General features: G+C 67.4%; 16 protein-coding genes. 13 read left to right on the top strand and 3 right to left on the bottom strand.

Annotated features, from left to right (window positions below):
- Positions 1 to 15: 15 nt before the first annotated feature.
- Genes ACWV14_RS19590 through ACWV14_RS19580 form a run of 3 tightly spaced genes read right to left on the bottom strand, consistent with a single transcriptional unit; the run spans position 16 to position 3,370 of the window.
- Positions 16 to 1,158: an efflux RND transporter periplasmic adaptor subunit gene (locus ACWV14_RS19590; RefSeq protein ID WP_454903187.1), complete on the bottom strand. Its 1,143-nt coding sequence runs from the start codon at positions 1,156 to 1,158 to the stop codon at positions 16 to 18.
- Positions 1,155 to 2,678 carry an efflux transporter outer membrane subunit gene (locus ACWV14_RS19585; protein ID WP_454903185.1) on the bottom strand — a complete coding sequence of 508 codons (1,524 nt, stop codon included), beginning with the start codon at positions 2,676 to 2,678 and terminating at the stop codon, positions 1,155 to 1,157. The genes ACWV14_RS19590 and ACWV14_RS19585 overlap by 4 nt, the downstream gene beginning before the upstream one ends.
- On the bottom strand, positions 2,675 to 3,370 hold the full coding sequence (locus ACWV14_RS19580) for a TetR/AcrR family transcriptional regulator (protein WP_422087069.1): 696 nt from the start codon (positions 3,368 to 3,370) through the stop codon (positions 2,675 to 2,677). Before ACWV14_RS19580 ends, ACWV14_RS19585 begins: the two co-directional genes overlap by 4 nt.
- Before the next feature lie 144 nt (positions 3,371 to 3,514).
- On the opposite strand from ACWV14_RS19580, the gene ACWV14_RS19575 reads away from it, so the two are divergent.
- The 13 genes from ACWV14_RS19575 (at position 3,515) to ACWV14_RS19515 (ending at position 15,666) form a co-directional block, all read left to right on the top strand.
- Positions 3,515 to 5,038, top strand: a complete 1,524-nt coding sequence (locus ACWV14_RS19575) for a sigma-54 interaction domain-containing protein (RefSeq protein WP_454903183.1) — start codon at positions 3,515 to 3,517, stop codon at positions 5,036 to 5,038.
- A gap of 51 nt (positions 5,039 to 5,089) precedes the next feature.
- Positions 5,090 to 6,211: a DUF4272 domain-containing protein gene (locus ACWV14_RS19570; RefSeq protein WP_454903181.1), complete on the top strand. Its 1,122-nt coding sequence runs from the start codon at positions 5,090 to 5,092 to the stop codon at positions 6,209 to 6,211.
- A 47-nt stretch (positions 6,212 to 6,258) separates the two neighbouring features.
- The gene (locus ACWV14_RS19565) at positions 6,259 to 6,597 is read left to right on the top strand and encodes a hypothetical protein (RefSeq protein ID WP_454903179.1); all 339 of its coding nucleotides are present in this window, start codon (positions 6,259 to 6,261) and stop codon (positions 6,595 to 6,597) included.
- A complete protein-coding gene (locus ACWV14_RS19560) occupies positions 6,594 to 6,869 on the top strand; it encodes a hypothetical protein (RefSeq protein ID WP_454903177.1) in 276 nt (91 codons plus the stop codon). The genes ACWV14_RS19565 and ACWV14_RS19560 overlap by 4 nt, the downstream gene beginning before the upstream one ends.
- Positions 6,870 to 7,014: 145 nt before the next feature.
- Positions 7,015 to 8,202 carry a substrate-binding domain-containing protein gene (locus tag ACWV14_RS19555; protein WP_422087064.1) on the top strand — a complete coding sequence of 396 codons (1,188 nt, stop codon included), beginning with the start codon at positions 7,015 to 7,017 and terminating at the stop codon, positions 8,200 to 8,202.
- Positions 8,203 to 8,445: 243 nt separating this feature from the next.
- Positions 8,446 to 9,900: an extracellular catalytic domain type 2 short-chain-length polyhydroxyalkanoate depolymerase gene (locus ACWV14_RS19550; RefSeq protein ID WP_454903175.1), complete on the top strand. Its 1,455-nt coding sequence runs from the start codon at positions 8,446 to 8,448 to the stop codon at positions 9,898 to 9,900.
- Between the two features lie 44 nt (positions 9,901 to 9,944).
- Positions 9,945 to 10,709 carry an ABC transporter ATP-binding protein gene (locus ACWV14_RS19545; RefSeq protein ID WP_454903173.1) on the top strand — a complete coding sequence of 255 codons (765 nt, stop codon included), beginning with the start codon at positions 9,945 to 9,947 and terminating at the stop codon, positions 10,707 to 10,709.
- Positions 10,706 to 11,434, top strand: a complete 729-nt coding sequence (locus ACWV14_RS19540) for an ABC transporter ATP-binding protein (protein WP_454903171.1) — start codon at positions 10,706 to 10,708, stop codon at positions 11,432 to 11,434. The genes ACWV14_RS19545 and ACWV14_RS19540 overlap by 4 nt, the downstream gene beginning before the upstream one ends.
- Positions 11,431 to 12,411 carry a branched-chain amino acid ABC transporter permease gene (locus ACWV14_RS19535; protein ID WP_454903170.1) on the top strand — a complete coding sequence of 327 codons (981 nt, stop codon included), beginning with the start codon at positions 11,431 to 11,433 and terminating at the stop codon, positions 12,409 to 12,411. Before ACWV14_RS19540 ends, ACWV14_RS19535 begins: the two co-directional genes overlap by 4 nt.
- Before the next feature lie 16 nt (positions 12,412 to 12,427).
- Complete coding sequence (locus tag ACWV14_RS19530) at positions 12,428 to 13,495, top strand: branched-chain amino acid ABC transporter permease (RefSeq protein ID WP_455342662.1); 1,068 nt, start codon at positions 12,428 to 12,430, stop codon at positions 13,493 to 13,495.
- Positions 13,492 to 14,382 (top strand): alpha/beta fold hydrolase, encoded by an 891-nt coding sequence (locus tag ACWV14_RS19525; protein WP_454903166.1) that lies wholly within the window; start codon positions 13,492 to 13,494, stop codon positions 14,380 to 14,382. The genes ACWV14_RS19530 and ACWV14_RS19525 overlap by 4 nt, the downstream gene beginning before the upstream one ends.
- A gap of 54 nt (positions 14,383 to 14,436) precedes the next feature.
- A complete protein-coding gene (locus tag ACWV14_RS19520) occupies positions 14,437 to 14,943 on the top strand; it encodes a DUF1993 domain-containing protein (protein ID WP_422087057.1) in 507 nt (168 codons plus the stop codon).
- A 159-nt stretch (positions 14,944 to 15,102) separates the two neighbouring features.
- Entirely contained in the window at positions 15,103 to 15,666 is a 564-nt protein-coding gene (locus ACWV14_RS19515; RefSeq protein WP_454906033.1) for a thioredoxin family protein, read from the top strand.
- Positions 15,667 to 15,683 lie beyond the last annotated feature (17 nt).

Here is a 15,683-nt window from a genome sequence, read left to right as displayed (position 1 = left end):
GTCCTTTGTTCCTGCTTACTTGGCGGCGGCGGGGGCTGCTGCCGCGGGCGCGTCGACCACGCGCACCAGGTCGCCGTCGTTGAGGAAGCCGGCGCCTTGCACCACCACCTTCGCGCCTTCGGGCAACGCGCTGGTGATCTCGATGCGTTCGTTCAGGCGGCGGCCGATCTGCACCTTCATCTGCGCCACGTGGTTGTCGGGCTTGAGCAGGAAGACGTTGTTGAAGCCGTCGCGCGGCACGATGGCGCTTTGAGGCACCGTGGGCGCAGAGCTGCGGCCGAGCTCGAAGTCGCCGCGCGCGAACATGCCGGCCTTGATGCCGGTGTTCTGCTGCACGTTGGGCAGGTCGACATACACCAGCGCCGCGCGCGTCTGCGGATCGACCGTGGGCGCGATGCTGCGCACCTTGCCGCGCACCTGCGCGCCGCTGGCGCTGACCACGAAGGCGGTGGTGCCCACCGAGATGCGGCTCAGCTCGGCCGAGGTGACTTCGGCACGCCATTCGAGCCGGCCCTGGCGGATCAGGCGGAACAGCTCGGTGCCGGCGGCCACCACGCTGCCGACCGTGGCGGTGCGCGCCGAGATCACGCCGTCGTCGGGTGCCAGCACCTGCGTGTTGCGCCCGCGCACTTCCTGCGCGGCCAGCACGGCTTCGGCTGCCTCGACGCGCGCCTTGGCGGTCTGCTCGGTGGTCTGGTACTGGTTGATCTGCTGCTGGCTCAGCGCGCCGGTGGCCTGCAGCGTGCGCGCGCGTGCGGCATTGCCGGCGGCGTCGGCGGCGGTGGCGCGGGCTTCGGCCAGCGAGGCGCGCGACTGCGCGATGTCGGCGCGCACCGTCTCGGGCGAGAACACGGCCAGCACCTGGCCCTTCTTGACCACGTCGCCCACGTTCACCCGCACTTCGGCGAGCTTGAGCCCGTTCGACTCGGAGCCGACCACGGCCTCCTGCCAGGCCGCCACGTTGCCATTGGCCGCGAGCGTGAGCGTGAGTTCGGTGGCTTCGGGCGCGGCGACGGTGACGGTCAGCGTCGGTTTGGGCGCAGGGCCGGCGGTCGCGGCCTTGTCGGCCGGCTTGCGCGTCATGAAGACGACCGCCGCGATGACGACGGCCAGCACGATCAGCGCGGTGACGAGGGTGGAACGCTTCATTGTTTTCATGGCGACGTCGCGACCTTGGCGGCCGGGGTGGTGTTCATTGAGGATGTTTCGGACGACTCGGAGGGTTGTCCGGGGCGGCTCCAGCCGCCGCCCATGGAGCGGTACAGCGCGACCCAGGCCTCGGTGCGCTCGCGTTGCAGCGAGACGCGCGCGGTCTGCGCCGCGAACAGCGTGCGGCGCGAGTCTTCCAGTTCGAACAGGCTGGCCAGGCCGCTGCTGTAGCGCGCCTGCGTGGCGTCGAAGGAGGCCTGGTAGTTCTTCACCGCCGTGTCGGCGTCGTTCGCGCGGCCGTTGGTGGCGTCGAGGTTGACCAGCGCTTCTTCCACCTCGCGCACCGCCTGCCGCACGTTGGCGCGGTAGATCGACACCGCCTCGGCGTAGCGCGCCTTGGCCGCGTCGGCATTGGCCTTGCGCGAGCCGCCGTCCAGCAGCGGCACGCTCAGCGACACGGGGCCCACGGTCCAGTTCTCCAGCGACTGCTGCAGGCCGCCAACGCGGTACTGCGTACGGCCGATGGAGCCCGAGATGCTGAGCTTGGGATAGCGCTCGGCCTCGGCCGAGCCGACGTCGGCGCTGGCCGATGCCACGCCGAGTTCGGCTGAATACACGTCAGGCCGTTGCGAAATGGCTTCCGCCGGCACGCTGGCGATGCTGCCCACCGCGGGCAGCGCATGCTGCGCCGGGGAGGCCGCGAGCTTCTGCTCGAGCGTGCTTTCGTCGATGCCGCTGAGCGCGACCAGCGCCTTGCGCTGCACCGCGCACTGGGCGCGCTGCTGCGTCAGCCGGCCGGAGGCGTCGGCCGCGCTGGCGCGGGCCAGTGCGGCGTCGGCGGGCGCGGTGAAGCCGGCGCGCATCGACAGGTCGGTGAGGCGCGCGGTCTCGGCGCGCGATCGGGTGTCGGACTCGGCCACGCGCAGCTGCTGCTGGCAGGCGCGTTCGGCGAAGTAGGCATTGGCGGTCTCGGCCGCCACCGACACCCGGGCGTCGTGCCATTTGGCGTCGGCGCTGCCCAGCTTGGCCTGGGCGGCGTCGCGATCGGCGCGCAGGCGGCCGAACAGGTCGACCTCCCACTTCGACTGCAGGCCGGCCTGCAGCGTGGTGATGGGGGTGGTGGCCCCGAGGCTGCTGCTACTGCTGGAGGCCGATCCGCCCGAAGGCGCTCCGGCCGCGAAGCCGGAGGTGCCGCGGCTCGCCGACGCCGTGCCGTCCAGGCTCGGCAGCAGCGCCGCGCCGGTCTGCACGCGCGTGAAGCGTGCCTCGGCCACGCGTGCCGCGGCGCTGGCGACGTTGGGGCTGGCGGCCTCGGCGGCGGCGATCAGCTCGACCAGCAGCGGATCGTCGAGCTGGCGCCACCAGTCGGCCAGCGATGCGAGCGAGCCGCCGTGGGGCAGGGGGGCGTGCCATTGCGCGGGCGTGGGCGCCTCGACCTGCGCCGGCGGGCGGGTCAGCGCGCAGCCCGGGAGGCCGAGGCCGAAGCCCAGCGGCAGGCACAGGGTGGCAATCAGTCGGAGTCTTCTCATTGGGTTGGCTTTCTGTCGGCACGGCGGCGTGCCGCCTCGGCCGCGACCAGCGCCATTGCGTAGCCGGTCAGGCGGTCTGCCCAGGTGTCGATGCCGCGCGACGTGCGCAGCAGCGACGGACGGATGGCCTCGATGAAGTCCTGGCTCACGTAGAGCTGCATCGACAGCCCGGTGATCGCGAAGGTGAGGCGGTGGATGTCGTCGTCGGCCCGCGCCACGCCCAGGTGGCGGCACAGCAGCTCGGCGATGGCGCGGTGCGGGCCCTTGATGTCGTGCTCGAGTTCCTTGGCCCAGCGGCTGGTGGGTTCGAGCATCTCGCGCATGTGAAGCTGTATGCATTGGCGCACGATCTCGCCCTGCTTGAGCGGGTCGATCATCGACACCATGCAGATGCGCAGCGTTTCCTCCAGCGGGCGGCCCGGCACCTTGCAGGCCGCTACGAGGTCGCTGGAGTCGCCGCCCATCGGCTCGTTGAAGGTGGCGGCGTAGAGGCCTTCCTTGTCGCCGAAGTAGTAGCTGATGGCCGAGATGTTGGCGCCGGCCTCCTTGGCGATCTCGCGCGTGGAGGTCTTGGCGAAGCCCTTCTGCGCGAACAGCCGCAGCGCTGTGTGCAGCAGCCGGTGGCGTGCCTCTGCGCCGTCGCTGCGCGGTGCGCGGCGCGCAGCCTGGGTGGTGGTGGCTTTCGCGTTCATGCCCGGCATTACACCACGCAAGAAATCAAACGATTGATTAACTTAAGGCTTCATGAAGAACTTCGGTTACACGCGAATATGAGTATTTGCTGAAGAGAAACGGCGCCCGATTTGTTGCCGATTGATGCGCGCTACGATGCCGCCATGCCTGTTTCTCCTTCCTTGCCGCCCGCCCTGCCGCTCGATGCGCAGGGAATCCTCGCGCTCGCCGCGCGCTCGATGTTTCATTTGTTTTCAAGCATCAGCCAGGGCATGTTCCTGGTCGACCGCGGCGGGCGCATCGTGTGGGTGAACGAGGGCTACCGGCGCTTCCTGCCGGCGCTGGGTTTCTCTTCCATCGACCAGTTCATGGGCCACATGGTGGAAGACGTGATTCCGAACACGCAGATGCGCCGCGTGCTCGAGACCGGCGAGCCGATACTGATCGACCTGCTGACCAACAAGGCAGGCACCTTCGTGGTCAGCCGCATTCCGCTGCGCGAGGAGCGCGAGGGCGCCGACGGCGGCATGGGCGAGGTGATCGGCGCCATCGGCATCGTGCTGTTCGACCAGCCCGAGACCACGCTGCAGCCGCTCATCAGCAAGTTCGCGCTGCTTCAGCGCGACCTCGACGACGCGCGGCGCGAACTGGCCAGCCAGCGCAACAACCCGCTCTACCACCATGCGGACGGCCAGCGACGCTCCAAGTACACCTTCGCGAGCTTCATCGGCAGCAGCCCGGCGGCGGTGGAGGTCAAGCGCCATGCGCGCCGCGCCGCGCAGTCGGCCAGCCCGGTGCTGCTGCTGGGCGAAACCGGCACCGGCAAGGAACTGCTGGCGCATGCCATTCATGCGTCGTCCGCGCGCGCAAAAGGGCAGTTTGTCAGCGTCAACATCGCGGCCGTGCCCGACACCCTGCTCGAAGCCGAGTTCTTCGGCTTCGCGCCCGGCGCCTTCACCGGTGCCGACCGCAAGGGCCGCGAGGGCAAGTTCAAGCTGGCCGACGGCGGCAGCCTGTTCCTCGACGAAATCGGCGACATGCCGCTGGGCCTGCAGGCCAAGCTGCTGCGCGCGCTGCAGGAAGGCGAGATCGAGCCGCTGGGCTCCAACAAGCTCGTGCCCTTCGATGCCCGCGTGATCGCCGCCACCTCGCGCGACCTGCCGGAGTTGGTGCGCCGCGGCCAGTTCCGTGAAGACTTGTACTACCGCCTTAACGTGCTGCCGCTGCGCGTGCCGCCGCTGCGCGAACGCCGCGCCGACATTCCCGCGCTGGTCGAGGCGCTGGGCGAGGACATGGCGCTGCGCAGCGGCGAGGCGCCGCCCGAACTCACGCCCGAGGCGCTCGCGCTGCTGGCCGGCCAGCACTGGCGCGGCAACATCCGCGAGCTGCGCAACGTGCTGGAGCAGGTGACGATGCGCAGCGACTCGCAGCGCATCGACGCCGTGCAGCTCGAACGCATCCTGCGCGAGGCGGGGCTGGAGCAGATCGAGCTGCCGGCCACCCTGCAGAGCGCGCACGATGCCGATGAAGAAGCGGCACTGCTGCGGCCGCTGGCGCAGCAGGTGGCCGAACTGGAGCGCAAGGCGATTGCGGCTGCGCTGGCATCCACCGGCGGCAACAAGCTGGCGACGGCGCGGTTGCTCGGGATTTCACGAGCCACGCTGTACGAGCGCATGACGAACCAGTAAGTAGCGGCCGCCGATGGCGGCCGGATGTAGATAGACAGGGAGAGGATTTTCATGAAGGGTTTGCTGACACGACTGAAGGCGCTGGCCGGCTCGGGCGCCGCGCCGGCCGCATCCACTGCATCGCCTGACGCAGAGGAGGGCGAAGGCGTGCTGATCAATGCCTACTGCACGCGTGCCGACGTCCCGGCGCTCGGCTTTCCGCACACGCTGCATGCGCGCCGTGATCTTTCCGATCCCGAGCTCGCGGCGCATCTTTCGGGCTTCGTGGGCTATGTGCTCAGCAGGGGCAACGGCGAGATGTCGCGCAACCGTTATCACGTGATGCGGCACATCCAGCGGGTGCGCCAGCATCTGAGTTTCTCCATCGACGAGTCGCAGCTCGACGCGGTTTCTGCATGGGCGGAGCGCGCGAACGCCATCGTGTTCCTGCCCGACGGCGGCATCCGCGACCCCAATGGGCGGGTGTTGCTGTCCGCGGCGGGCGAGGAGCCCGACCGGGAGGCCGCGGTTCCCTATCCAGCCGAGGCATGGCAGCGAAAGGCGCGAACCGAGGCGCTGCTCGCGTCGCGCGGCATGCCGGTGCCGCAGCACCTGCCGCCTCTTGTTTCGGAGCCCGAGTTGCGCCCGCGCACGCCGCAGGAGCTGGCGGGCCGGGCGTTCGCGCTGCTGGCCGTATCGGCCCGCGCCGAGTCGGTCGCGAGCGGCGAGCCGCTGTCTGCGAGCGACCTGTTCAGGCGGCTGCCGTCCGCGCAGGTGAGCCTGTCGCCCGACGAGCAGGCCTTTATTTCCGACGACGCTCCCGGCGAGTCGGCGGTGGCGCAGTTCGGTTGGCGCTTCGAGTGCCTCTTCGTGCTCGAATGGGTCTTGGGCCTTGTCGATGCACTGCCGTTTCCCGGCGCGATCTGCGACGTGCCGCTGGCCACGCGCCTGATGCTGAATGCCGGTGACGTCGACGGCGTGATGCGGGCCTCGAAGGTGCGCCCGGACAGCGAACTGCTCGATGCGCTGGATCTGCACTACCGGCTGCACTGGCTCGTGCGCCAAGCGCGTCTCAAGGAAGAGGCGCCTCCCCCGGGCGTCGACGCCGGTGTCGTGATGGAGCGGCATCGCGCGCTGAACTGGCTGGTGCGCTTCGAAGACCGCGACTGGGACGACGTCGACACGCCCACATGACGCCCGACAATCTCGCTTCCTCCTGCCATCCTTCTGCTTTTGCATTCATGAAGACATCGATTCGTTCCCTTGCGCTCGTCGCGGCATGTGCTGCAGCCAGCCTCGCCAGCGCGGCGCCTGCGCCCCAGTGTGCGAGTGAAGCCGTCTCCCGCGCCAGGAAGCTGCTGACCTTTCACTTTGGCGAGGACGACCGCATCCAGATCGACCCCGCCGTCAAGGAAATGCCGCCTATCCGCAACCCTGCCAACAAGCAGCAGCAGTTCAAGGTGCTGGAGGTGTGGGGCTCGATCTACAAGGGCAACTACCGCATGCGGCTCATCTATTACGTGTCGGGCAAGGACTGCACGTTGATGGGCCAGGAAATCCTGGAGTTCGCAAGCCTGTGAGCGTCCAGGCCCTGCGCGCCACCTTCGGCCCCAATTGCCACTGGTGCGGCCTTCCGATGGACTTCAGCGAGCCCTTCGGCCGACCTGAATCCGCCACCATCGAGCACCTTGTCGACTCCACGTTTGGCGGCATGCGTTCGCCAAAGCACCGGCGGCTCGCGCATGCAGCCTGCAACCATGCGCGCAACGAGTTCCGCATGCAGGCCGAGCGCCAGTTCAGGCAATGGATCGCCGAGCGTCAGGCCTCCGCGAAAACCCTGAACGAGAAATAGACAGTTGTCTGAAAAAAAGACGGAGACAGTGTTCTGAATTCAGCCGGATGGCGTTTCTCCCGAATGAAGAAACGTTTGTTATCAATGGCTTAGAGAATGGCACGAACTGTGCAATATTCAGTCACCATTTTCAGGAGACAAAGAAATGAACCGTCGCCACCTCGTCGCCCTGGCCGCGCTTGCCACCTGCGCAGCCGCCGCTCCAGCCTGGGCCCAGTCCAATGAAATCCGCATCGCCCACATCTACAGCAAGACGGGCGCGCTGGAAGCCTACGGCAAGCAGACGCAGACCGGCCTGATGATGGGCCTGAGCTACGCCACCGAAGGCACGATGATGGTCAACGGCAAGAAGATCGTGGTCATCGAGAAAGACGACCAAGGCAAGCCCGACCTCGGCAAGTCGCTGCTGGCGGCCGCCTACTCGGACGACAAGGCCGCGCTGGCCATCGGCCCGACCGCCTCCGGCGTGGCGCTGGCCATGCTGCCGGTGGCGGAGGAATACAAGAAGATCCTGCTGGTCGAACCCGCCGTGGCCGACTCGATCACCGGCGACAAGTGGAACAAGTACATCTTCCGCACCGGCCGCAATTCGAGCCAGGACGCCATCTCCAATGCCGTGGCCGTCGACAAGCCCGGCGTGACCGTGGCCACGCTGGCACAGGACAACGCCTTCGGCCGTGACGGCGTGAAGGCCTTCGGCTCCGCGCTCAAGAAGGCCAAGCTGGTCCATGAAGAGTACCTGCCGCCCGCCACCACCGACTTCACCGCCGGCGCGCAGCGCCTGATCGACAAGCTGAAGGACCAGCCGGGCCGCAAGATCATCTGGATCGTCTGGGCCGGCGCGGGCAATCCGTTCAAGATCGTCGACCTCGACTTGAAGCGCTACGGCATCGAGATCGCTACCGGCGGCAACATCCTGCCGGCCATGGCCGCCTACAAGGCGCTGCCGGGCATGGAAGGCGCGGCGTACTACTACTTCGGCATCCCGAAGAACCCGGTGAACGACGCGATGGTGTCCGCCCACTACAAGGAATTCAAGACGCCGCCGGACTTCTTCACGGCCGGCGGCTTCTCGGCCGCGATGGCGGTGGTGACGGCGCTCAAGAAGACGGGCGGCGACACCAACACCAACAAGCTCATCAGCACCATGGAAGGCATGAGCTTCGACACGCCCAAGGGCAAGATGACCTTCCGCAAGGAAGACCATCAGGCGATGCAGTCGATGTACCACTTCAAGATCAAGGTCGACCCGGCGTTCGCCTGGGGCGTGCCGGAGCTGGTGCACGAGATCAAGCCTGAAGAAATGAACATCCCGATCAAGAACAAGAGATAAGAGCTCGCCCCCAGGCTGCGCGCACTTCGTGTCGCTGCGCCAACCCCCTACCGGGGGCAACACCAGCGGCCCGGCAAAGCCGGTTCCGGGTGTTCCTTGAATGTTCTTTCTTTCGCCCCGGATGGCCGCCGGGCGAAGCGACAGCCTGCGCCCATTTTTTCCTGATGGAGGCGGGCCGGCGCGATCCACGGCCGATTCGTGAGCAAGCAAGCGTTCGACAAACCACAACAGAAGGAGACAGCGATGCCAGCGATGCGATTGAACTGGAAGGGACTTGCCGCGGCTGCGGCGATGGCGGTGGCGGCGCACGCCGCGACGGCTGCGGTGCCGCTGCCGTCGCTCGGGGCCAACCCGGCGGAGGTGAGTGTGTCCGGCCTGTCGGCCGGCGGTTTCGCGGCGGTGCAGTTGCACGTGGCCTATTCGGCCACCTTCAAGCGCGGTGCCGGCGTGGTGGCCGGCGGGCCGTTCTATTGCGCCGAAGGTTCGGTGCTCAACGCCACCGGCCGGTGCATGACGCACAGCACCAGCATCCCGGTGTCGTCGCTGGTGAGCACCACCAACAGCTGGGCCGCCAGCGGTGCGATCGACCCGGTGTCGAACCTGAGCGCCTCCAAGGTGTACATGTTCTCGGGCACCTCCGACAACACCGTCAAGCAGGCGGTGATGGACGACCTGAAGACCTACTACCAGAGCTTCGTGCCCGCGGCCAACATCGTCTACAAGAACAACATCGGCGCCGGCCACGCGATGGTCACCGACGACTACGGCAGCGCCTGCAGCACGACCGCGGCGCCATACATCAACAACTGCGGCTTCGACCTGGCGGGCGAGATCCTCACGCAGATCTACGGACCGCTGAACCCGCGCAACAACGGCACGCTGGGCGGCACCTTCACCGAGTTCAACCAGTCTGAGTTTGTCTCCGGCCACGGCATGGCCGCGACCGGCTGGATCTACGTGCCGCAGGCCTGCACAACAACCTCGTGCCGCGTGCACCTGGTGCTGCACGGCTGCAAGCAGAACTACTCGGACGTGAGCGACCAGTACGTGCGCAAGACCGGCTACAACCGCTGGGCCGACACCAACAACATCGTGCTGATCTACCCGCAGACCAGCACCGCGGCCACCAACAGCTGCTGGGACTGGTGGGGCTACGACAGCGCCAACTACGCGAAGAAGTCGGGCCCGCAGATGGCGGCGTTCAAGGCCATGATCGACCGCGTGACCAGCTCCGGCGGCGGCAGCGGACTGCCCGCGCCCACCGGCGTTGGCACCTCGGGCGCGACCAGCAGCAGCATGGTGATCGGCTGGAACGCCGTGAGCGGTGCCAGCGGCTACAACGTGTACCGCGGCGGCAGCAAGGTCAATGCCGCGCCGGTGACCGCCACCAGCTACACCGACAGCGGCCTGGCCGCGTCGACCAGCTACAGCTGGACAGTGGCCGCGCTGAATGCGAGCAACGTCGAAGGCGCCATGTCGACGGCGGCCACCGGCGCCACGACCGCGGGCAGCGGCGGCGGCACGGGCACCTGCTACACCGCCAGCAACTACACGCATACCATCGCCGGACGCGCCTATGCCTTGTACGGGCTGACCTATGCCTACGGCTCGAACCAGTCCATGGGGCTGTGGAACATCTACGCGACCACCACGCTGAAGCAGACCGGCCCCAACTACTACGTGATCGGCAGCTGCTGAGGCGGCCGTGCAATCTTTCGACTCCTGACTTGCAATGACCAACGATGCTTGAGACCCGAGATCTGACCATCCGCTTCGGTGGGCATGTGGCCGTCAACAGTGTGAGCTGCGCTTTCGCGCCGGGCACGCTGACGGCCATCGTGGGCCCCAACGGCGCGGGCAAGACCACTTACTTCAATCTGATCTCGGGCCAGCTCAAGGCTAGCGCCGGCACGGTGTCGCTCGACGGGCAGCCGCTGTCGGGCCTGTCACCGTCCGCGCGCACGCACGCCGGGCTGGGGCGGGCTTTCCAGCTCACCAACCTGTTCCCGAACCTCACCGTGCTGGAGAACGTGCGCCTGGCGGCGCAGGCCACGCGCGAGGGTGCGCACCGGCGCGGCCTGAACCTGTGGAGCATCTGGAGCGACCACAAGGCGCTGACGGAGCGCGCCGACCAGATACTGGCCGACGTGGCGCTGAAATCGCGTGAACACGCGACGGTGGCGAGCCTGCCGCACGGCGACCAGCGCAAGCTCGAAGTGGCATTGCTGATGGCGCTGGAGCCCAAGGTCTTCATGTTCGACGAGCCCACGGCCGGCATGAACGCGGCCGAGGCGCCCGTCATCCTCGACCTGATCCGCAAGCTCAAGCAGGACAAGACCAAGACCATCCTGCTGGTCGAGCACAAGATGGACGTGGTGCGCGAGCTGGCCGACCGCATCATCGTGCTGCACAACGGCACGCTGGTGGCCGACGGCGAACCGGCCGAGGTGATCGCCTCGCCGGTGGTGCAGGAGGCCTACCTGGGCGTTTCGAAGGAGGCTGCATGAGCACACAGAACCTGTTGAGCCTGGAGGGCGTGCACACGCACATCGGGGCGTATCACATCCTGCACGGCGTGGACCTCGCGGTGCCGCGCGGCCAGCTCACCATGCTGCTGGGCCGCAACGGCGCGGGCAAGACGACCACGCTGCGAACCATCATGGGCCTGTGGCATGCGTCGCAGGGCAGGGTGCGCTTCGGTGACAAGGAAATCACCGCGCAGCACACACCGCAGATCGCCGGCCTGGGCATTGCCTACGTGCCGGAGAACATGGGCATCTTCTCCGACCTCACGGTGAAGGAGAACATGCTGCTCGCCGCGCGCGGCGCCAAGAACGCGCAGCAGATCGACGACACGCGCCTGAAGTGGATCTTCAAGCTCTTCCCCGCGGTCGAGAAATTCTGGAACCACCCGGCGGGCAAGCTCTCGGGCGGACAGAAGCAGATGCTGGCCGTGTCGCGCGCCATCGTGGAGCCGCGCGAGCTGCTCATCATCGACGAGCCCAGCAAGGGCCTGGCGCCCGTGATGATCAACAACATGATCGACGCCTTCGCCGAGCTCAAGCGCAGCGGCGTGACCATTCTGCTGGTGGAGCAGAACATCAACTTCGCGCAGCGACTGGGCGACACCGTCGCTGTGATGGACAACGGCCGCGTGGTGCACGCCGGCTCCATGGCGGACTTCTCCGCCGACGCGCAACTGCAGCAATCGCTGCTCGGACTGGCTCTATGAAACTCGACTTCGACTGGAAGCCGCTGCTGCTGGCCCCGGTGCTGGCGCTCGTCGCGCTGCCGCTGACCGGCTCTTTCTCCACCTGGCTCACGCTCACCGTGGCGGGGCTGGCGATGGGCATGATCATCTTCATCATCGCCTCGGGCCTCACGCTGGTGTTCGGCCTGATGGACGTGCTGAACTTCGGCCACGGCGTGTTCATTGCGCTGGGCGCCTTCGTGGCGAGCAGCGTGCTCGGCCTGATGGGCGACTGGACCGGCTCCGGCGAGCTGTGGCGCAACCTGGTGGCCGTGTTCCCGGCCATGCTGGTCGCGATGCTCGTGGCCGGCGCGGTGGGGCTGGCGTTCGAGCGCTTCATCGTGCGGCCGGTCTACGGCCAGCATCTGAAGCAGATCCTCATCACGATGGGCGGCATGATCATCGGCGAGGAACTCATCAAGGTGATCTGGGGACCGGCGCAGGTTCCGCTGCCGTTACCCGAGGCCCTGCGCGGCTCGCTGCTGGTTGGCGATGCGGCCATCAGCAAGTACAGGGTGCTCGCGGTGGCCGTGGGCGTGGTGGTGTTCGGCGTGCTCGCATGGACGCTGGGCCGCACCAAGATCGGCCTGCTCATCCGTGCCGGCGTGCAAGACCGCGAGATGGTCGAGTCATTGGGCTACCGCATCGGGCGCCTCTTCGTCGGTGTGTTCGTGGTGGGCAGCGCGCTGGCCGGCCTGGGCGGCGTGATGTGGGGGCTGTTCCAGCAGAACCTGGTGCCGCAGATGGGCGCGCAGGTCAACGTGCTGATCTTCATCGTCATCATCATCGGCGGGCTCGGCTCGACGGGCGGTGCGCTCATCGGCGCGCTGCTGGTGGGGCTGATGACCAACTACATCGGCTTCCTGCTGCCCACGCTCACGCAGTTCGCCAGCATCTTCCTGATGGTCGCCGTGCTGCTGTGGCGTCCGCAGGGCGTGTACCCCGTGGCGAACCGCTGAGAAGGAGAAAGCCGTCATGTTCCTGAAACGACTTCTCTCCAACGACATGCCGCGCAGCCGCCTGCTGGAGCTGCTGCTGGTGGTGCTGTTCCTTGCGCTGGCGTTCGCGCCTTTCATCTTCCCGGGCGTCAAGGCGCTGAGCGTCGCGGCCAAGATCCTGGTGTTCGTGGTGCTGGTGGCCAGCTTCGACTTGCTGCTGGGCTACACCGGCATCGTGAGCTTCGCGCACACGATGTTCTTCGGCATCGGCGCCTACGGCATCGCCATCTCGGCCTCGCGGCTCGGGCCCAACTGGGGCGCGGTGCTGGTGGGGCTGGGCGCGTCGCTGGCGATCTCGCTGGTGCTCTCGTTCGCCATCGGCCTGTTCTCGCTGCGGGTGCGCGCGATCTTCTTCGCGATGATCACTCTGGCCGTGGCCTCGGCGTTCCAGACGCTGGCCTCGCAGCTGTCGGACTTCACCGGCGGCGAAGACGGCCTGACCTTCAAGCTGCCGGAGCTGATCTCGCCGAGCTTCGAGTTCTCCGAGGAGCCTTTCCTCGGCGTGTCGCTCGACGGGCGCCTGCTGTGCTACTACCTGCTGTTCGTTGCGGCGGTCGTGCTGGTGCTCGCGCTGCTGCGTATCGTGAACTCACCGTTCGGCCGCGTGCTGCAGGCCATCCGCGAGAACGAGTTCCGCGCCGAGGCCATCGGCTACCGCGTGGTCGTGTACCGCACCACGGCGGCCGTGCTGTCGGCGCTGTTCGCCACGCTCGCCGGCGCGATGCTGGCGATCTGGCTGCGCTACAACGGGCCCGACACCTCGCTGAGCTTCGAAATCATGATCGACGTGCTGCTCATCGTGGTGATCGGCGGCATGGGCACCATCTACGGCGCGGCCATCGGCGCGGTGCTGTTCGTCATTGCACAGAGCTACCTGCAGGACCTGCTGCGCGTCGCCAACGAGGCCGCAAGCGGCCTGCCTTGGCTTGCCGCGCTGCTGTCTCCCGACCGCTGGTTGCTGTGGCTCGGCGTGCTGTTCGTGCTGTCCGTCTATTACTTCCCCACCGGCATCGTCGGCAAACTGCGAGCAAGGGCTGCGCGATGAGCGACAACAGCAATCAGATTCCACTCTCGCGCTATGCGCAGCTCGCGGGCCGCGAGATCCATTGGCTCGAATGGGGCGCTGAAGACGCACCCGTGGTCATTGCGTGGCACGGCCTGGCGCGCACCGGCCGCGACATGGACGAACTGGCGCAGCACTTCGCCTCGCGCGGCTTCCGCGTGATCTGCCCCGACACCATCGGCCGCGGCCTGAGCCAATGGAGCCCACTGCCCGACGAGGAATACAAGCTGTCGTTCTATGCACGCATCGCCAATGCGCTGTGCGACGAACTGCGGCTGGGGCGCGTGCACTGGGTCGGCACCTCGATGGGCGGTGCCATCGGCACCGTCTGTGCGTCGGGGTTGTTCGAGCCGCGCATGAAGGCGCGCATCGCAAGCCTGGTGCTCAACGACAACGCGCCTGAACTGGCCCAGCCCGCCATCGAGCGCATCCGCGCCTACGCGGGCCAGCCGCCCGCGTTCGACACCGTGGCCGAGCTGGAGGCCTTCTTCCGCACCGTCTACAAGCCCTACGGCTGGCTCAGCGACGCGCAATGGCGCCGTTTGACCGAAAGCTCCACGCGCCGTCTGGCCGACGGCCGCGTCACGCCGCACTACGACCCGGCCATGGTCCGGCAGTTCAGCGCGCACGACAACGACTACCTGATCTGGCCGCACTATGACGCCATCGAGGTTCCGGTGCTGTGCCTGCGCGGCGTGGAGTCCGACCTGGTGCTGCCCGACGTGGTCGAGCAGATGCGCCTGCGTGGTCCCGGCGCGGCCGGCCGGCTGCAGGTGATCGAAGTGCCTGCCTGTGGTCACGCGCCCGCGCTCAACGTGCCGGAACAACTGGAGCCGATCGAAGGGTTTATCCGGGCGGCCGGTCGTTGAAGCCGCGGCGGCAGGACAATCGCCGCCGCTTCAACCACAAAGGCCTCGAACATCATGGCGCTCTCGCTGTACGACCTGTCCGTGCCCGTCTTCGCACGCGGACTCGGCCAACTCACCCATCTGCTCGACAAGAGCCTGGCACACGCCAAGGCCAACGGCATCGACCCGGCCACGCTTGTCGAGGCGCGCCTGGCGCCCGACATGCTCACACTGACCGGACAGATCCAGCGCGCCAGCGATGCCTCGAAGCTGGGCACGGCCCGCATCGCCGGCATTACCGCGCCGAGCTTTCCCGACGAGGAAAAGACCTGGGACGACCTGCTCGCCCGCGTCGCGAAGACGCAGGACTTCCTCGCAAGCGTGGACCGCGCGCTGATCGACGGGCAGGAAGAGCGCCCCGTGACCATCAAGGCGCGCGAAGGCGAAGCGCACTTCACCGCGCAGCGCTACCTGCTGCAGTTCGCGCTGCCCAATTTCTTCTTCCATGTGACCACGGCCTACGACGTGCTGCGCCACAAGGGCATCCCGATCGGCAAGATGGACTACCTCGGCAAGTTCTGAGGCGCTCGGGGCCGCCGGGTCGCCGGGGCCGGGCCTTCACGCCGCCGGGACAAAGTTCAAATTGCCGTGACACATGCGCACGCCCGGGGTGCGCCGCAAACAATCGCCCCTGACCGCTGTCGGTCTGACACAAGGAACGGGGTTGCGATCATGAAGAACATGCTGTCCAGGAGAGCTTTCTCGGGGCTCGCCGTGGGGGCATCCGCGCTGGCTGCGGCTGCCGGTGGCGGATGGCCGGTGCGAAGTGCCTTGGCTGCTTCGCCGGGCCTGCGCGAGTACGGCAAGGCCCCCGAGTTCACGGGCATCGACAAGTGGCTCAACTCGGAGCCGCTCATGCTGAAGGGGCTGGCCGGGCAGGTCGTGCTGGTCGACTTCTGGACCTACTCGTGCATCAACTGCATCCGCACGCTGCCGCATGTGGTGAGCTGGTACGAGAAGTACAAGGATCAGGGCTTCGTGGTGGTGGGCGTGCACTCGCCGGAGTTCGCCTACGAGAAGCTCACGCGCAACGTGGAAGACGCGATCCGGCGCTTCAACATCCGCTATCCGGTGGCGCAGGACAACGCCTTTGCCACCTGGAAGGCCTACGACAACCAGTACTGGCCGGCGTTCTACCTGGTCGACAGCAAGGGCCAGGTGATGCGGCAGCACTTCGGCGAAGGCGAGTACGCCGAGATGGAAGCCGCGATCCAGGTGCTGCTGGCGCGCAAGTCGGCGGGCTGAAACACGCGGCCTACCGG

This window comes from Variovorax durovernensis, assembly GCF_977011995.1.
Note: the sequence above shows the minus strand (reverse complement) of the source record. Positions and strands in the feature narration are given on the sequence as shown.